Source organism: Caulobacter sp. BE254 (genome assembly GCF_031457295.1).
In the GTDB taxonomy this organism is placed as follows: Bacteria; Pseudomonadota; Alphaproteobacteria; order Caulobacterales; family Caulobacteraceae; genus Caulobacter.
This window is the reverse complement of the sequence record NZ_JAVDWJ010000019.1, coordinates 19367-33698: the sequence shown is the minus strand read 5'-3', so window position 1 is coordinate 33698 and position 14332 is coordinate 19367. Positions and strand designations below refer to the sequence as shown.

At 68.3% G+C, this 14332-nt stretch carries 14 protein-coding genes and 1 tRNA gene; 6 read left to right on the top strand and 9 right to left on the bottom strand.

Going from position 1 to position 14332, the window contains the following annotated elements:
- Positions 1–68: 68 nt before the first annotated feature.
- Positions 69–2099: a glycoside hydrolase family 2 TIM barrel-domain containing protein gene (locus J2X41_RS23345; protein WP_310086574.1), complete on the top strand. Its 2031-nt coding sequence runs from the start codon at positions 69–71 to the stop codon at positions 2097–2099.
- Here J2X41_RS23345 and purU read toward each other — a convergent pair.
- Complete coding sequence (gene purU / locus J2X41_RS23340) at positions 2096–2965, bottom strand: formyltetrahydrofolate deformylase (protein ID WP_310086572.1); 870 nt, start codon at positions 2963–2965, stop codon at positions 2096–2098. The genes J2X41_RS23345 and purU overlap by 4 nt on opposite strands.
- 173 nt (positions 2966–3138) lie before the next feature.
- Positions 3139–5397 (bottom strand): TonB-dependent hemoglobin/transferrin/lactoferrin family receptor, encoded by a 2259-nt coding sequence (locus J2X41_RS23335; protein ID WP_310086568.1) that lies wholly within the window; start codon positions 5395–5397, stop codon positions 3139–3141.
- Between the two features lie 159 nt (positions 5398–5556).
- Between J2X41_RS23335 and J2X41_RS23330 the strand changes: the two genes are divergently transcribed.
- The 4 genes from J2X41_RS23330 (at position 5557) to J2X41_RS23315 (ending at position 7810) form a co-directional block, all read left to right on the top strand.
- Complete coding sequence (locus J2X41_RS23330) at positions 5557–6354, top strand: DUF4198 domain-containing protein (RefSeq protein ID WP_310086565.1); 798 nt, start codon at positions 5557–5559, stop codon at positions 6352–6354.
- Between the two features lie 14 nt (positions 6355–6368).
- Positions 6369–6830, top strand: a complete 462-nt coding sequence (locus tag J2X41_RS23325; protein ID WP_310086563.1) for an EF-hand domain-containing protein — start codon at positions 6369–6371, stop codon at positions 6828–6830.
- A 214-nt stretch (positions 6831–7044) separates the two neighbouring features.
- The gene (locus J2X41_RS23320; protein ID WP_310086560.1) at positions 7045–7491 is read left to right on the top strand and encodes an SRPBCC family protein; all 447 of its coding nucleotides are present in this window, start codon (positions 7045–7047) and stop codon (positions 7489–7491) included.
- Positions 7478–7810: a helix-turn-helix domain-containing protein gene (locus J2X41_RS23315; RefSeq protein WP_310086558.1), complete on the top strand. Its 333-nt coding sequence runs from the start codon at positions 7478–7480 to the stop codon at positions 7808–7810. Before J2X41_RS23320 ends, J2X41_RS23315 begins: the two co-directional genes overlap by 14 nt.
- Before the next feature lie 186 nt (positions 7811–7996).
- Here the strand turns inward: J2X41_RS23315 and J2X41_RS23310 are convergent, their stop codons facing one another.
- From J2X41_RS23310 to J2X41_RS23300, 3 genes are all read right to left on the bottom strand, one after another.
- The gene (locus J2X41_RS23310; protein WP_310086555.1) at positions 7997–8971 is read right to left on the bottom strand and encodes a DUF4424 domain-containing protein; all 975 of its coding nucleotides are present in this window, start codon (positions 8969–8971) and stop codon (positions 7997–7999) included.
- 56 nt (positions 8972–9027) lie between these two features.
- Complete coding sequence (locus tag J2X41_RS23305) at positions 9028–9432, bottom strand: GreA/GreB family elongation factor (protein WP_310086552.1); 405 nt, start codon at positions 9430–9432, stop codon at positions 9028–9030.
- 363 nt (positions 9433–9795) lie between these two features.
- A tRNA-Ser gene (locus J2X41_RS23300) sits at positions 9796–9885 on the bottom strand.
- A gap of 216 nt (positions 9886–10101) precedes the next feature.
- Here J2X41_RS23300 and J2X41_RS23295 point away from each other — a divergent pair.
- A complete protein-coding gene (locus J2X41_RS23295) occupies positions 10102–10449 on the top strand; it encodes an MmcQ/YjbR family DNA-binding protein (RefSeq protein WP_310086550.1) in 348 nt (115 codons plus the stop codon).
- A gap of 572 nt (positions 10450–11021) precedes the next feature.
- Here J2X41_RS23295 and J2X41_RS23290 read toward each other — a convergent pair.
- The 4 genes from J2X41_RS23290 to J2X41_RS23275 all read right to left on the bottom strand — a co-directional run bounded on the left by J2X41_RS23290 (position 11022) and on the right by J2X41_RS23275 (position 14081).
- Positions 11022–11804 (bottom strand): DUF599 domain-containing protein, encoded by a 783-nt coding sequence (locus tag J2X41_RS23290; protein WP_404979978.1) that lies wholly within the window; start codon positions 11802–11804, stop codon positions 11022–11024.
- A 45-nt stretch (positions 11805–11849) separates the two neighbouring features.
- Positions 11850–13295 (bottom strand): MFS transporter, encoded by a 1446-nt coding sequence (locus J2X41_RS23285; RefSeq protein ID WP_310086547.1) that lies wholly within the window; start codon positions 13293–13295, stop codon positions 11850–11852.
- Between the two features lie 132 nt (positions 13296–13427).
- Positions 13428–13583 (bottom strand): DUF3309 family protein, encoded by a 156-nt coding sequence (locus J2X41_RS23280; RefSeq protein WP_081684590.1) that lies wholly within the window; start codon positions 13581–13583, stop codon positions 13428–13430.
- A gap of 99 nt (positions 13584–13682) precedes the next feature.
- Positions 13683–14081 (bottom strand): DUF983 domain-containing protein, encoded by a 399-nt coding sequence (locus J2X41_RS23275; protein WP_310086544.1) that lies wholly within the window; start codon positions 14079–14081, stop codon positions 13683–13685.
- Between the last annotated feature and the right edge of the window lie 251 nt (positions 14082–14332).

The window sequence follows — 14332 nt, the reverse complement described above, 5'->3', positions numbered from 1 at the left end:
GGGTCAATGGGCGTTCCGTTCGAATCCCGTGCTAATCGGTCTGGCCCATGATGGAGCCGAGGCGCCCGATGACCCGCAAGACGCCGCTGCAAGCCCTGATCCTCCTGGCCATGCTCTGCCTGGCGCCGACCCAAGCCACGGCCGGGCCTCGCGTGACGATCCCGCTGGCGACCTGGACCTTCGCCAAGGGTGACTCCACCAAGGCCCAGAGCCCCGCCTTCGATGACCGCGCCTGGGAGACTGTGCGCCTGCCCCACACCTACAACGCCGCCGACGGGGCCGACGGGGGCGGCTATTATCGCGGACCGGCCTGGTATCGGACCCGCCTGGTCGCCCCGGCCCGCAAGGCCGGCCAGCGGGCGTTCCTGGAGTTCAACGGCGCGGCCTTGGTCTCGGAGGTCTGGGTCAACGGTCATGCCGTGGGACGGCACGCCGGCGGCTATGCCGGCTTCCGCTTCGACGTCAGTGATCGGATCGTCCCTGGACCCAACCTGGTGGCGGTGCGGGTCGACAACGCCAGCCACAAGGACGTCGCGCCGCTGGGCGGCGACTTCACGGTGTTCGGCGGCCTCTACCGGCCCGCCCGCCTCGTCATGACTGACGCGGTGCACGTCGACATGCTCGACCACGGCGGCCCGGGCGTCTACGCCACGCCCTCGGCGGTCAGCGCCGACGGCGCCGACCTGTCGGTGCTGGTCCGGGTGCGCAACGACCAGGCTGCGCCCGCCCGCGTCGCCGTGCGCTCGCGCCTGCTGGACGCGAACGGCAAGACCGTGGCGACCTTGTCGGGCTCCGTGGAGGTCGCGCCCGGCGCCGCCGCCCCCGCCAGCCTGACGACCCGCGTGGCCGCGCCGCGCCTGTGGCGGGGACGCGCCGACCCCTACCTGTACCGCCTGGTGACCTCGGTCGGCGACGACACGGTCAGCGTGCCGGTCGGCTTCCGCGTGATCGCCGGCGATCCGGCGCGCGGCTTCCTGCTGAACGGCCAGCCTTATGGCGTGCACGGCGTGAACCTGTTCCATGGCGGACGGCCGGCCAAGGGCCTGGCGGTCGGCGACGCCGAGATCGACGCGGACTTCGCCATCCTGCGCGACCTGGGCGCGACAGGCCTGCGCTTCGTGCACTTCCAGCACCCGCGCCGGGCCTACGAGAACGCCGACCGGGACGGCTTCCTGGTGTGGACCGAGATCCCGCTCAACAGCGTCGCCGACGACGGTCCGGCCTTCGCCGAGAACGCGGCCGAGCAGCTACGCGAGCTGATCCGCCAGAACTACAACCACCCCTCGGTGGTGACCTGGGGGCTGGCCAACGAGCTCTACCGGTCCGACGCGGCGACCGCCAAACTGCTGTCGGGCCTGCAGGCCGTGGCCAGGGCCGAGGATCCGTCGCGCCCGACGGTGTTGGCCGACTGCTGCAAGTCCGAGACCGATCCCCAGGCCCTGCACACCGACCTGATCGGCCAGAATCGCTATTTCGGCTGGTACGACGGCAAGCCCGAGGACGTCGGTCCCTGGGTGGAGGCGGTCCACGCCAAGAGCCCCGACCGGCCGTTGGCGATCAGCGAATACGGCGCCGGGGCCAGCGTGCTGCAGCAGGAAGACCCGCCGCGCCGGCCGGTCGCCAAGAGCAAGTGGCACCCCGAGCAGTACCAGGCCCTGTTCCACGAGACCTACTGGCGGGTCCTGCGCGAAAAGCCGTGGCTGTGGGGGACCTTCGTCTGGGTCGGCTTCGACCTGGCGTCCGACGGCCGCGACGAGGGCGACCGTCCGGGGATCAACGACAAGGGCCTGGTCACCTACGACCGCAAGGTCCGCAAGGACGCCTTTTACTGGTATCGCGCCAACTGGACGACGACGCCGATGGCCTACATCACCAGCCGCCGGGCGGTGGTCCGGGAGACGGCGGCGGTAACCGTCAAGGTCTACGCCAATGTGCCCTCGGTCTCGCTGCGCCTCAACGGTCGCGATCTTGGACACGCGCCGGTGGTCGACCATGTCGCGACCTGGCCGGTGACGCTTGTTCCGGGCGTCAACCGCCTGGCGGTGGAGGGCGGCGGGGCGCGGGACGCGGTGACGTGGACGCTCGTCGCAAAGCCCTAGGCGAACACCACCGTCTTGGCGCCGGCGATCAGCACGCGGTGCTCGACGTGCCAGGTCACCGCGCGGGCCAGCACGGTGCATTCGACGTCGCGGCCCAGGGTCACCAGGTCGTCGGGGGTGTGGCTGTGGTCCACCCGGTGGACGCCTTGCTCGATGATCGGGCCCTCGTCGAGGTCGGTGGTGACGTAGTGGGCCGTGGCCCCGATGATCTTCACGCCGCGCTCGAAGGCCTGGTGATAGGGCTTGGCGCCCTTGAAGCTGGGCAGGAACGAGTGGTGGATGTTGATGCACTTGCCCGACAGCCGCGCGCACAGGGCCGGCGACAGGATCTGCATGTAGCGGGCCAGCACCACCAGGTCGACGGCCAGGTCGTCGACCAGCTTGAGGAAGGCGTCCTCCTGATCGGCCTTGTTGGCCTTGGTGGTCGGCAGATGGAAGTAGGGCAGGCCGCTCCATTCGGTGAACGAGCGCATGTGCTCGTGGTTGGAGACCACCCCGACGATCTCGACCGGCAGCAGACCGGCCCGCCAGCGGTGCAGCAGGTCGAATAGGCAGTGGCCGAACTTCGAGACCGCGATCAGCACCTTGGGCTTGGCGCCCGCGTCATGCAGGGCCCAGGTCATGCCGAAGCGCTTGGCGATCAGTTCGAAGCCGCGGCGCAGGTCGTCGAGGCCCGGCATGGCGCCATCCGGGCGAAAAACCGTGCGCATGTAGAACTGGTCGGCCAAGCCATCGTTGAAATGGCTGCTCTCGACGATCGAGGCGTCGTTGTCGGCCAGGAAGCCGGACACGGCGGCGACCACGCCCTTACGGTCGGGGCATTGCAGGATCAGGATATAGCGGTCGGCGGCGGTCTGGGCGTTCATGGTAGGGGTCGTAGTCGACCTGGGCCAGGCGCCGCAAGTCCCATGCGACTTCCCTCCCCCTTGCGGGGAGGGTGGCGGCGAAGCCGACGGGTGGGGGCCGGTGCAGGGAGTCATTGCGGCGGCTCCCCCACCCGACCCCTTCGGGGCCACCCTCCCCGGGAAGGCGGATAGAGTTAGAACTTCACCGCCAGCGAGACGCTGTAGTTGCGGTCGGGCTGGGTGTAGGCGTCCTTGACGGCGGAATTGTCGGCCAGGCCGCGCACGTCGCTCCACCAGGCGTAGGTCTGGCCGGTGATGTTGAACGCGCCGCCGCGCAGGGTGACGTTGTCGGTGACGTTCCAGTAGGCGGTCAGGTCGAGCACGGTGAAGGCCTTGGGCATCCAGCAGTAGTCCGAGCCGGTCTGGGTGCTGGGAACTCCGTTGACGACGATCGTCGTGTTGCAGCTAACGCCCGAGCGGCCGGCCGACTCCTTGGCCGAGTGCACGGCGTTCAGCGCGCCGCCGAACCGGCCGGCGGGGTCGCGGTACGACAGGCCCGCCACCAGCTTGACCGGGTCCACCGAGGTCAGCGGGACCTTGCGGCCGCTGTTCTCCGAATTGCCCCGGGCGTAGGAGGCCGCGCCCTGCAGGGTGAAGCCGCCGCCCAGTTCGGTGGCGAACCGCGCCTCGGCGCCGGTGATCTCGGCCTTGGACTGGTTGATGTACTGGTAGACGGCCGGGTCGGCGGCGGTGAACGTCCCGCGCACCTGCACCTGCTCGATGAAGTCGTCGTACTGGCCGGTGAAGCCGGTGACGCTGGCGTTCCAGGTCGGGCGGTTCAGGCGCAGGCCCAGCTCGAAGGTCCGGCTGGTCTCGGGCTTCAGGTCGGGGTTGGAGATCGACCTGTAGTTCGAGGCCAGGTTGGCGAAGCCGTTGTTGACCTGGGACGGCGAAGGGGCCTTGAAGCCGGCGGCGGCGTTGGCGAACACCGTCACCAGGTCGGTGGCCTTCCACACCACGCCCAGCTTGGGCGAGACGTGGCTTTCGCTCTGGCTGGCCGGGACGTTGGCGGTGAACAGGGCGTCTCGCTTGGGTTCCAGCCTGTAATAGTCGAAGCGGACGGCCGGATAGAAGGTCACCGGGCCCACGGCGATCTCGTCCTGCGCATAGGCCCCGGCCAGGGTGTAGTCGGTGGTCGGGAAGGCGCGGGTGGGGAAGGTTTCGCCGGCCGGCGGGACCGTGCCGTCGCGCACGCCCTCCTGGCGGGTGAGCGAGGCGTCGCCGCCCCAGACGATCTTGTGCGTCACGCCGCCGATCGTCGCCAGGCTGTGCAGTTCCAGCGCCGCGCCGAACACCTGGTTGTCGAAGGTGGCGTCGCGGGTGCGGTCGACGGCGGTGTCGCGGTCCTCGGCCGAATACTGCCGGGTCGTGCTGTCCTGGTAGTAGAGCGTGGTCGTGGCCAACCGGATCAGGCCCTGGCCGTCGGTGAAGCGATGGTCGAGGCTGACGCGGTCGCGCTTGACCTTGTCCCAGGCGGTCAGGCCCAGCACGCTGGTCGCGGCCAGGGGCGGCTTGGCGATGGCGCTCAGCACCGTCCAGTCGGTGTCGCGGTCCAGATGGTCATAGGTCAGCCGAAAGCGGTTCTGGTCGTTCGGGGTGTAGACCACCCGCGCCAGGACGGCGTTGGACCGGTTGTCCTCGGGATTGGCGGTGGTGCGGTCGGTGTTGGCCGCGTCGTTGGTCCCGGCGGTCTTCTGGCCCTCGCCGTCGCGGCGGGTATAGGCGACCATGGCCTCCCAGGCCCCGGCCTGCCCGGCGGCGGTCAGGCTCTCGGTCCAGCTCTCGTCGGCCGAGGCGTAGCCGACACGACCGCGCAGGCTGAACGCCTTGCCGGCCTTCAGCAGGTCGGACGGGTCCTTGGTGAAGTAGCTGACCGAGCCGGCCAGGCCGTCGCTGCCATAGAGGGCCGAGGCCGGGCCGCGCACGATCTCGACCGACTTGAGAGTGTCGAGGTCGACATAGTCGCCGCGCCCCATGTTCTGGGCCCCGAAGGCGTAGCCGTCCGGCACGCGCACGCCGTCCACCAGGATCAGGACGCGGTTGCCTTCCAGGCCGCGGATGTTGAAGCCGGCGTTGCCGTCGCGGCCGGTCGAGGCCCCGGCGGCGGTGAAGCGGGCCGGCGCGCTGCGCACCGAGACGCCGGGCTCGAAGCGGACCAGGTCCTTGATGTCCTTGACCAGGCCGTCCTCGATGTCCTGGTCGGAGATGACGCTGGCGGTCACCGGGGCGTCCTGCAGCTTGGTCTCCGAACGGGTGGCGGTGACCGTCACCCTGTCCAGCTCGACGGCCGCGTCGGCGGCGGTGGAGGCGGCGTCGGCCGCGGCGGCCGCCTGGGCGCAGAGCAGGGCCATGGCCGAGACGGCGGCGAAGCTGGCGAGCTTGAGGCGAGACATCGAGGACCCCCGGGTCAGATAGATGCGAACCATTCGCATCTGTTGGCGGAGGACCTACGAGCGCCGGATCGCTCGGTCAAGCTAAATGCAATTGATTCTCAGAATCATTCCTATTAGAGCCGAAGGCGACGCTTCATCGGGATCCGGAGACTTTCAGCCATGCGCCGCTCGCTTTCGTTCGCAGCCTTCCTGGCCGGGGTCGCCTTCACGGGCGTCCTGGCCGGCGCGGCCCAGGCCCATTCGCCCTACCTGCTGCCCAGCGCCTTCGACGTCACCGACCGCAAGCTGGTGACCGTGCAAGGGTCGTTCACCGAAAGCTTCTTCAGCCCCGAGGTGGCGATGAAGTCCGACGCCTGGGCGGTGGTCGGGCCGGACGGCGCGCGCAAGCCGCTGAGCGCCACCAACCTGCGCGAACTGGCCCTGGTCGAGGTCGCGACCGAACAGCCCGGCACCTATCGGATCACCACCGGCCAGCGCACCGGCCGCACCGCCAAGGCCGTGCTGGTCAAGGGCCAATGGGAATTCCTCGAGGATCCCGCCAAGGCCCCCGCCGGAACCACGCCTGTCGACATGCAGAGCCTGACCCTGGCCGACGTCTATGTGACCCGCGGCGCGCCGAGCACGGCCGCCCTGGCCCCGATCGGCAAGGGCCTGGAATTCGTCGCCGTCACCCATCCCAGCAGCATCTTCACCGGCCAGGACGCCAAGTTCACGGTGCTGTTCGACGGCAAGCCGGTGGCCGGCCAGACGATCACCCTGCACGCCGGCGACGACCGCTACGCCGACGCCAAGACCCGGCCGGTCACCCTGACCAGCGACGACCAGGGCCGGTTCACGGTCAAGGTCGCCCGCTCGGGCGTCTACCAGATCCAGGCCCGCTACCGGGTGGCCCCGACCGCTGCCGACGCGACCGGCCGCTCCTACACCTACGCCCTGACCTTCGAATCCCTGCGCTGAGAAAGACCTCTCCGATGACCCGCAAGATCGCCCTCCTGGCCGCCGCCGCGCTCTGTGTCGCCGCTCCGGCCCTGGCCGCCTCGCACGCCCGCGACACCTTCATCAAGGAGCAGGACCTCAACGGCGACGGCTCGGTCAGCAAGGACGAGTTCAAGGCCGGCCGCGACAAGCAGTTCGCCGACATCGACGCCAATCACGACGGCGCCCTGTCGCACGACGAATATGTCGGCGAGTTCACCGCCCGCCTGGCCAAGCGCCTGGCCGCCTCGACGGACACCGCCGAAAAGAAGGAGGAGGAGCGCGTGCGCCAGCTGCGCCAGGCCGACGTGCGCTTCGGCGTGCTGGACACCGACAAGAGCCGCGGCATCACCCCGGCCGAGTTCGACTATTCCGGCTGGCGGATGTTCGTCACCCACGACACCAACAAGGACGGCGCCGTCTCGGCCGCCGATCCGGTGGCCGAGGACACGAACTAGGACACCCACATCCCCTCACATCCATTCATCCCGGCGAAAGCCGGGACCCAAGCCGAGTATCGATCTCGGGCTCGGCCGATCGATCCATCGGGGCCCCGTCTGACATTCAGCTTGGGTCCCGACCTTCGTCGGGATGAATGGAATTAGAAGAGCAACTATCTGGTTGCCTATATTGCTCGTCGGAGTCAGAATGAGCAACCAGGAGGTTGCCATCATGACCGATCGCATCGAAAAGACCATCGACCTGGACGCGCCGATCGAGCGGGTCTGGCGCGCCGTCAGCGATCACAAGGAATTCGGGGCCTGGTTCCGGGTCGAGCTGGAGGCGCCTTTCGTCGTGGGCCAGGAGGCGCGCGGCAAGATCCTGTATCCGGGCTTCGAGCACATCGTCTGGAAGGCCAAGGTGACGGCCATCGAGCCGCCCCGCCGTCTGGCCTTCACCTGGCATCCGTACGGCGTCGATCCCGACGTCGACTATGACCAGGAGGAACCGACCCTGGTCGAGTTCAAGCTTGAGCCGATCGCCACTGGCACGCGGCTGGTCGTGGTGGAGTCCGGCTTCGACAAGGTGCCCGCCCATCGCCGCGAGGAAGCGTTTCGGATGAACGACGGGGGCTGGACGCAGCAGGTCCAGAACATCAAGGCCCATGTTGAATCCTGAGCCCGCCGCCCGGGATCCGGCCCCGATCTTCGCGGCCCTGGGCGACCGCACCCGCCTGGCGCTGCTGGGCAAGCTGGGCGACGGCCAGGCGCGGTCGATCGCCGCCCTGTCGACAGACACCGCCCTGACCCGCCAGGCGATCACCAAGCACCTGCACGTACTGCAGGACGCCGGCCTGGTGGCCAGCCTCAGGGTCGGCCGCGAAAGCCGCTTCGCCGCGCGGCGGGAGGCGCTGGACGAGGCCCGCGCCTATCTCGACGGGGTGTCGCGCCAATGGGACGACACGCTGGGGCGGCTCAAGGCGTTCGTGGAGGAATAGGAAGAGGCAGCTTACTCCCACGGTTGTCATCCCGGCCGGAGCGAAGCGTAGAGCCGGGATCCAGGACAACCACACCGCATCAGCCCAGTCCCCTGGGTCCCGGACAGCCTCTGCGAGGCTTCCGGGAGGACAACCGGATTATTCCGCCTTGTCAGATCGTGGAGCGCCGCAGCAGGCAGTCGGCGCCTACATCGCGTCGCGCGAGACCAGCAGCAGGATCGACAGGTCCTTGTCGGGCCGCCAGTTGGCGCGGCGCATCTCGAATTGGGTGGGGCTGATCTTCTTCACGCCCGAGCCGCAGAAGCTGACCAGGTTCTTGGGCGAGCCCTTGTCGACCACCAGGCGGAAGTCGCCGATCGGCTTCTTCCAGTTGCCGCCGGTGACCAGGACGTAGTCGATCCAGCGGTCGACCCACGGCGCATTGCCGTCCTTGTCGGCCTTGGCGGCGCGGACGACGGTGTCGGTCAGGGCCTTGTCGACGCAGTACTTGTCCTGGATCTCGCCGGCGTATTCGGTGCCGACGCTGGTGGCCACCGTCGCGCCGACCGACGGCCGGTAGGCGTGCTCGACCACGACCGGCCGCCCGGCCGGGAAGGTCTGCAGCCAGTGATAGGTGGTCTTCAGCACCCAGACACCGCCCTGGTCGGGGTCATAGAGCCCCAGCCGGACGGCCTCGTCGCGCTTGGCCTGGGGCAGGGCGCGCAAGGCCTCGTCGACGCCGCCCAGGTGGACGGCCAGCGGGATGCGGTTGGCGACCAGCCAGGCGGTACGGTCGACGCCGTCCATGGCGATGGCCTTCTGCTCGACCTGCGCCTTGACCGGCTTGCCGTCGACCTTGGTCGAGAAGCCCAGGACATTGGCGGGCGCGTCGTCGACCGGGATCGAGACGTCGCTCTGGAAGAAGCCGGGCCCGCCGATGTCGGGCATCGGGAAGGCCACGCGGATGGTGACGTCCTTGCCGCTGGTGTTGGCGAACACGTAGCGCACCCGCACCGCCTGCTCGGAGATGTAGAGGTCCTCCGAGCGCATCTCGATGCTGTCGCTCCTGGTCAGCACCAGGCCGCCAGCCGCCAGTTCAGCCGAGGTGTCGTTGGCTGAGGCGGGCGCAGCCGCCAGGACGGTGAGGACGGCGAGCAGGGCGGAAAGGCGGCGCTGGGTCATGCGCCGAGCCATAGCATCGGCTCAGGGCCTGGCGACAGCCTTGACCGGCGCCAGGATCAGTCCTGGACCGCCAGCACGCGGACGCCGCGCGAGCGGCCTTCGGGGTCGGTCCAGTGGAAGGCCTCGCCGGCGGTCAGGCCGATCAGGGCCGCGCCCACCGGGCTGAGCACCGAGATGCGGGCGTCGTCGATGCTGGCGTCGCGCGGCAGGCTGACGTGGACGATGCGGGTCTGGTCGTTGGACAGGTCCTGGAACGCGACCCGCGAGCCGATGCGGACGAAGGGGCGGGGCGCTTCGCCCGGCTCGACGATCACGGCGCGAGCCATTTCGCCGGCCAGCACACGGCCGCCGGGCGCGCGCCCAGCGGCGGCGTCGGCCAGGTTGGAGAGGATCTCGAAGTCGGCCTCGGTCACATAGACCGCGGGCAGGACTTGGGTGGATTGGGTTTGGGGGGAAAACATGGTCGTAGAATCTTTCTGGGAGTGTCTTGAGCCCCGGCCGGCGCTTTCTGAGCGCGGGACCCTGTGAGGGCTCGGCGAACGCGCGCCGTGGGGCGCAGGCGTTTCATGAAGACCGTGAGCTTCGGGGAATGAAGCCGCGTCCCTGGTCAGGATCGTGCGTGGCCTGGGGCGACACTGGCCGCGTCTTGCGGCCGATCCAGAAAGGGCATGGCGGGGATTTTCCGTCTGGCTCCAAGCGTCAGGCGCTGAGCGCGAGCTTGGAACCTGGAAGCCTGTGGTCAGGCGTCCGGCGCGATCGGATCGCGCTCGGTGATGGTCAGATAGGGACGCGGGGTTCGGATGTCAAATTTTGGGAGAGAGCGGTGGCGGTGAGAGAGGGATTCGAACCCTCGATAGAGTTTCCCCTATACACGCGTTCCAGGCGTGCGCCTTCAACCACTCGGCCACCTCACCATGCGCACCAGATGCGGAAGGCGGTTGAGGCCCCCGACGCAGGAAGGGGCGCAATATACTCAGGAAGGTTGCGGGAGCAAGCGGCCATACGAGGTGAAACGCGATCGCGAACACCTTAGGATCGATGGTTCCGCTTCGATCCCCGGTTTTCGGCGCCGCTTCAGCCCCAGGACCTTCGCCGGGATCGGCGGATCTCGGACCTTTCAGGATGGATTCATGACCCCCGAAGCTTTCGACGCCGCCGCCCTGGCCCTGCCGGGCGCGACCATGACCGTCCAGTGGGGCGATGACCAGGTCTACAAGGTGGGCGGCAAGATGTTCGCCGTCCTGGGCGGCGCGGTCGGGCGCAACGGCTTTTCACTGAAGGCCTCGGACGTGGCGTTCGAGGTGCTGAGCGAGACGGGTCGGGCCACGCCGGCGCCCTATCTGGCCCGCGCCAAGTGGCTGCACTTCGCCGACCTGGCCGCCCAGGACGCCGACGAGGTCGCCGACTGGCTGAAGACCGCCCACGGCCTGATCGCCGCCAAGCTGACCCGGAAGGTGAAGGCGGAGCTGGGGCTGTAGGGTTTTAGTCCCCCCCCCCTGTTGTTCAGTCCGGGGACATAGCTGACACCTCGGCCCCTGCTTCGCTAAGTCTAGCCAGCCCTTGGGCTGGTGACGTGGGGCATACACATTCGTGGACGACCTCGCCATATCGCCCGAAAATCCATAGACATACAGCTAGGGTCACCAATGTGCGACGCCTGTTGGAGCAATGGTTTGCTCGCAGAGAGGTGTCAGCTATGTCCCCGAACAAGTGTCAGCTATGTCCCCGGACTGAACAGTTGTGGGCAGGGGTATCGCATATGGATTCGTCCTATCGAGAGCCCGCGTTGGATCGAGGCAAGCTCTACCAAAAGGCGAACAAAACGAATCCAAACAGACTCACGAGCCTGCCTTTTTGGTCTCGATTGGACGCACGGCTCAGGCCGTCCACCTTTCGTTCTTCATATGCGATAGCCCTGCCCCTGTGGGGGAGGCGATCGCGCAGCGATCGGTGGGGGGAGTATTGGGATCGTGGATCCGGCCATCTGCCGACCACTCCCCCCTCCGTCGGCTTCGCCGACACCTCCCCCACGGGGGGAGGATCTCCCAGCCTAAACCTGCTCGTTGTCCCTGTGCGACAGGTGCGGGCCCACCACCACCGGCTGGCGCTCCAGGATCTGGCGGACCTTGCGCACGGCGGCCGAGGCGGGGCTGCGGCGCTGGCGCCAGAGCAGCAGGGCCATGGCCCCGCCGGTCGCCACCGCGAAGGCGACCGGCCCCAGCAGCCAGGCGGCCGCGGCCAGGGCGAAATAGTAGCCGCGGACCCCGGCGTTGAACGCCGACAGGGCGGGGTTGAGGATCGCGCCGGCCGCCTCGGCGTATTCGTCCAACACCGCGCGCGGCGACCACATCGGCGTCGCGCCGATGGCGGCCAGGCAGTAGTTCATCTGGCGGATCGCCCAGATGAAGTCGAGCAGGCCGCGGGCCAGGGCGACCAGCACCACGCCCAGCTTGATCTGGAACACCAGGGTCGAGGCCGGGGCCAGCACGGCCAGGCCCTCGATGCTCTTGAGCGCGCTGTCGCCGCCGAACAGCACCCCGGCCGCCGCGGCGATCAGGATCAGGTTGGACGAGGCGAAGAACGAGGCCGAATTGATCGCGTGGCCCAGCAGTTGGCCGTCCAGCAGGGCGATCTCGCGCACCGTCATCTCGGCCATCCACCGGCGGCGGATCACCGTCATGTCGGTGTTGATGACGTTGCGCTCCTTGCCCAGCCGCTTGAGCATCGGTTCGTAGAACAGCCAGCAGAACAGGAAGAAGGCCAGGACGATCAGGTCGATGATCGGCAGGGCCAGGAACTGCTTGGACAGGGCGTGGGAGAGCGAAGCGTGCATGGGGCGAACTTAGGGCCGTAAGGAGAGTCGGTGGAAGGGGTGGCGTCAGTCCTCGAGGATCAGGCTGGTCTTGCCGGTGTCGCGAAGCAGCAGCGAAACGGTCAGGCCCACGGCCATGATCGCCGACACATAGAGGTAGAAACCGCTTTCCAGGCCCACGTGCTTGAACCACAGGGCGACATATTCGGCCGTGCCGCCGAACGCGGCGTTTCCGATGGCGTAGGGCAGGGCCACGCCCAGAGCGCGGACATGGGCGGGGAACAGCTCGGCCTTCACCACGGCGCTGATCGCGGTGTAGCCCGACTGCACGAACAAGGCCGCGAAGATCAGGCCGAAGGCGACGGCGGGGTTGGTCGCCTTGGCGGTCAGGCTGAACACCGGCCAGGCGATCAGGGCGCCCACGCCGAAGGCGAAGACCAGCATGGTCTTGCGGCCGACCTTGTCCGAGGCCCAGCCGAACAGCGGCTGGATCAGCATGAAGCCGGCCAGAGTGGCCAGGTTGATGGCCCCGGCCGTGGCCTTGTCGAAGCCGGCCGTATTGACCAGGAACTTCAGCATGTAGGTGGTGTAGGCGTAGAAGGCCAACGAGCCGGCGGCGGTCAGGCCGATGATCGCCAGGGTCTGCTTGGGATGGCGCGAGACCAGCGGCGCGGCCAGGGCGACATAGGTGGCGACCAGCAGCACGACCGCTGCGGACTGGGCCAGAGCGGCGAACGGCGCCTGGGTGAAGCCCGCGACCATGGCCCCCACCGTCGCCAGCAGCAGGCCGCCGACCCAGGCCACCTGCCGGCGGCTGACCGGATCACGGGGCGCGGCGTTCTGGTGCGAGACGCTTTCCTCGATGCCGGTGCGGATCCAGAACACCACCACGGCCAGGGCCGCGCCGACCAGGAACGGAACGCGCCAGCCCCATTCGGCCAGGTCTTCCTTCGAGAGGCTGTTCTGCAGGATCACCAGCACCAGGGCCGCCACTAGCTGGCCCATGATCAGGGTCACGTACTGGAAGCTGGACCAGAAGCCCCGGCGCTTGCGGCCGGCCATCTCGCTCATATAGGTGGCGCTGGCCCCGTACTCGCCGCCCACCGACAGGCCCTGCAGCAGCCGGGCCAGCAGCAGGATGACCGGAGCGGCGTCGCCGATCGTCGCGTGGCCCGGGCACAGGGCGATGATCAACGAGCCGACGCACATCAGGCCCACCGCCAGGGTCAGGCCGGCCTTGCGACCCTTGCGGTCGGCGTAGAGCCCCATCAGCCAGGCCCCGACTGGACGCGCGCCGAAGCCGACCGCGAAGATCGCGGCCGTCTGCATCAGCTGGGCGGTCTGGTCGCCCTTGGGGAAGAAGACCTTGGCGAAATAGATTGAGAAGGCGGCGTAGGTGAACCAGTCGTACCACTCGACCAGGTTGCCGGCCGATCCGCCAAGGATGGCCCGGGTGCGGCGCCAGGCGCTCAGGGGCGCGGCCGCGGCGGTGTCGGTCCTGTCGTCCCCCATGTCGCCCCCCTTTTCGTCGTTGCGAGGGACCTTAGGCGAACATGGGTCGTGGGGGGAAGGGCATGGGAGGAATGGGTTTGGGCGATCGGGGACACGCGCGGACGCGGGTCCCCGACGAAGCCTGCCGCGTGACTAGATCCTGCCCATCAACACCAGGATGATCAGGATGATCAGGATCAGGCCGAGGCCGCCGGAGGGGTAGTAGCCCCACGAACGGCTGTGACCCCAGGTCGGCAGGGCGCCGATCAGGGCCAGGATCAGGATGATGATGAGGATCGTGCCGAGCATGTCCGTCTCCGTTGAATCCAAGCGCCCCGCGCGTCGGGGTTCAGGCGGAGGGAATGCGAGAAGCTCGGCAGAAGTTCCGAAACGGCGATCGGGCGGGTTTTACCCGCCCGCGCAGTCCTCGGCCTTGCGCAGGCCCACGGCCCACAGGGCGCCGATCACCGCGCCCTTGACGCGGGGCAGCAGTATCAGCGTCAGGGCGGCCAGCGGCAGCACGGTCAGCGGCACCACCAGCGCCGGCGACATCTTCCAGATGAACGGGAAAAGCAGCAGGGGCGCGACCACCAGGTGGCCGATGATCAGGATCGTGAAATAGGCCGGGCCGTCGTCGGCCGGATAGCGCGCCAGGTCGTGGCCGCAGACCTCGCAGTCCAGATCGACCTTCAGGTAACGCGTGTACAGCCGCCCCTCGCCGCAGTTGGGACAGCGGTGGCGGACGCCGCGCTTCATGCCGGTCAGCATGCTGACCGGAGGCGGGCAGGAGGAGGTCTGCTCGTTCATGGACGTCGATATGACTCCGCGACGCGCCCGGCGAAAGAGGGCGCACGGTCGCATGCGCCATTTTGAATCAGATTTCGTTGAGTTAAGCCGCTGCGAATTGAAGAATTCGCTTGAAAGGCGAGCAATAGAAATGTCGTTGTTCAGGCGAGTTAACCACACCTGTTTCCGGACTCTGTGGGTAAGTCGCGGCGCCCCTTGAAAAAACGCCAGGCAAGCGAGGCCGCGCGGCCCGGCAGCTTAACTATATCGAG

What these genes read in the sequence shown, in the direction of transcription:
- J2X41_RS23295 (WP_310086550.1), top strand. Translation starts at nt 10,102, where the DNA reads ATGACCCCCGAAGCTTTCGACGCCGCCGCCCTGGCCCTGCCGGGCGCG.
- J2X41_RS23320 (WP_310086560.1), top strand. Translation starts at nt 7,045, where the DNA reads ATGACCGATCGCATCGAAAAGACCATCGACCTGGACGCGCCGATCGAG.
- J2X41_RS23335 (WP_310086568.1), bottom strand. Translation starts at nt 5,397, where the DNA reads ATGTCTCGCCTCAAGCTCGCCAGCTTCGCCGCCGTCTCGGCCATGGCC.
- purU (WP_310086572.1), bottom strand. Translation starts at nt 2,965, where the DNA reads ATGAACGCCCAGACCGCCGCCGACCGCTATATCCTGATCCTGCAATGC.
- J2X41_RS23290 (WP_404979978.1), bottom strand. Translation starts at nt 11,804, where the DNA reads ATGCACGCTTCGCTCTCCCACGCCCTGTCCAAGCAGTTCCTGGCCCTG.
- J2X41_RS23305 (WP_310086552.1), bottom strand. Translation starts at nt 9,432, where the DNA reads ATGTTTTCCCCCCAAACCCAATCCACCCAAGTCCTGCCCGCGGTCTAT.
- J2X41_RS23285 (WP_310086547.1), bottom strand. Translation starts at nt 13,295, where the DNA reads ATGGGGGACGACAGGACCGACACCGCCGCGGCCGCGCCCCTGAGCGCC.
- J2X41_RS23280 (WP_081684590.1), bottom strand. Translation starts at nt 13,583, where the DNA reads ATGCTCGGCACGATCCTCATCATCATCCTGATCCTGGCCCTGATCGGC.
- J2X41_RS23345 (WP_310086574.1), top strand. Translation starts at nt 69, where the DNA reads ATGACCCGCAAGACGCCGCTGCAAGCCCTGATCCTCCTGGCCATGCTC.
- J2X41_RS23330 (WP_310086565.1), top strand. Translation starts at nt 5,557, where the DNA reads ATGCGCCGCTCGCTTTCGTTCGCAGCCTTCCTGGCCGGGGTCGCCTTC.
- J2X41_RS23325 (WP_310086563.1), top strand. Translation starts at nt 6,369, where the DNA reads ATGACCCGCAAGATCGCCCTCCTGGCCGCCGCCGCGCTCTGTGTCGCC.
- J2X41_RS23315 (WP_310086558.1), top strand. Translation starts at nt 7,478, where the DNA reads ATGTTGAATCCTGAGCCCGCCGCCCGGGATCCGGCCCCGATCTTCGCG.
- J2X41_RS23275 (WP_310086544.1), bottom strand. Translation starts at nt 14,081, where the DNA reads ATGAACGAGCAGACCTCCTCCTGCCCGCCTCCGGTCAGCATGCTGACC.
- J2X41_RS23310 (WP_310086555.1), bottom strand. Translation starts at nt 8,971, where the DNA reads ATGACCCAGCGCCGCCTTTCCGCCCTGCTCGCCGTCCTCACCGTCCTG.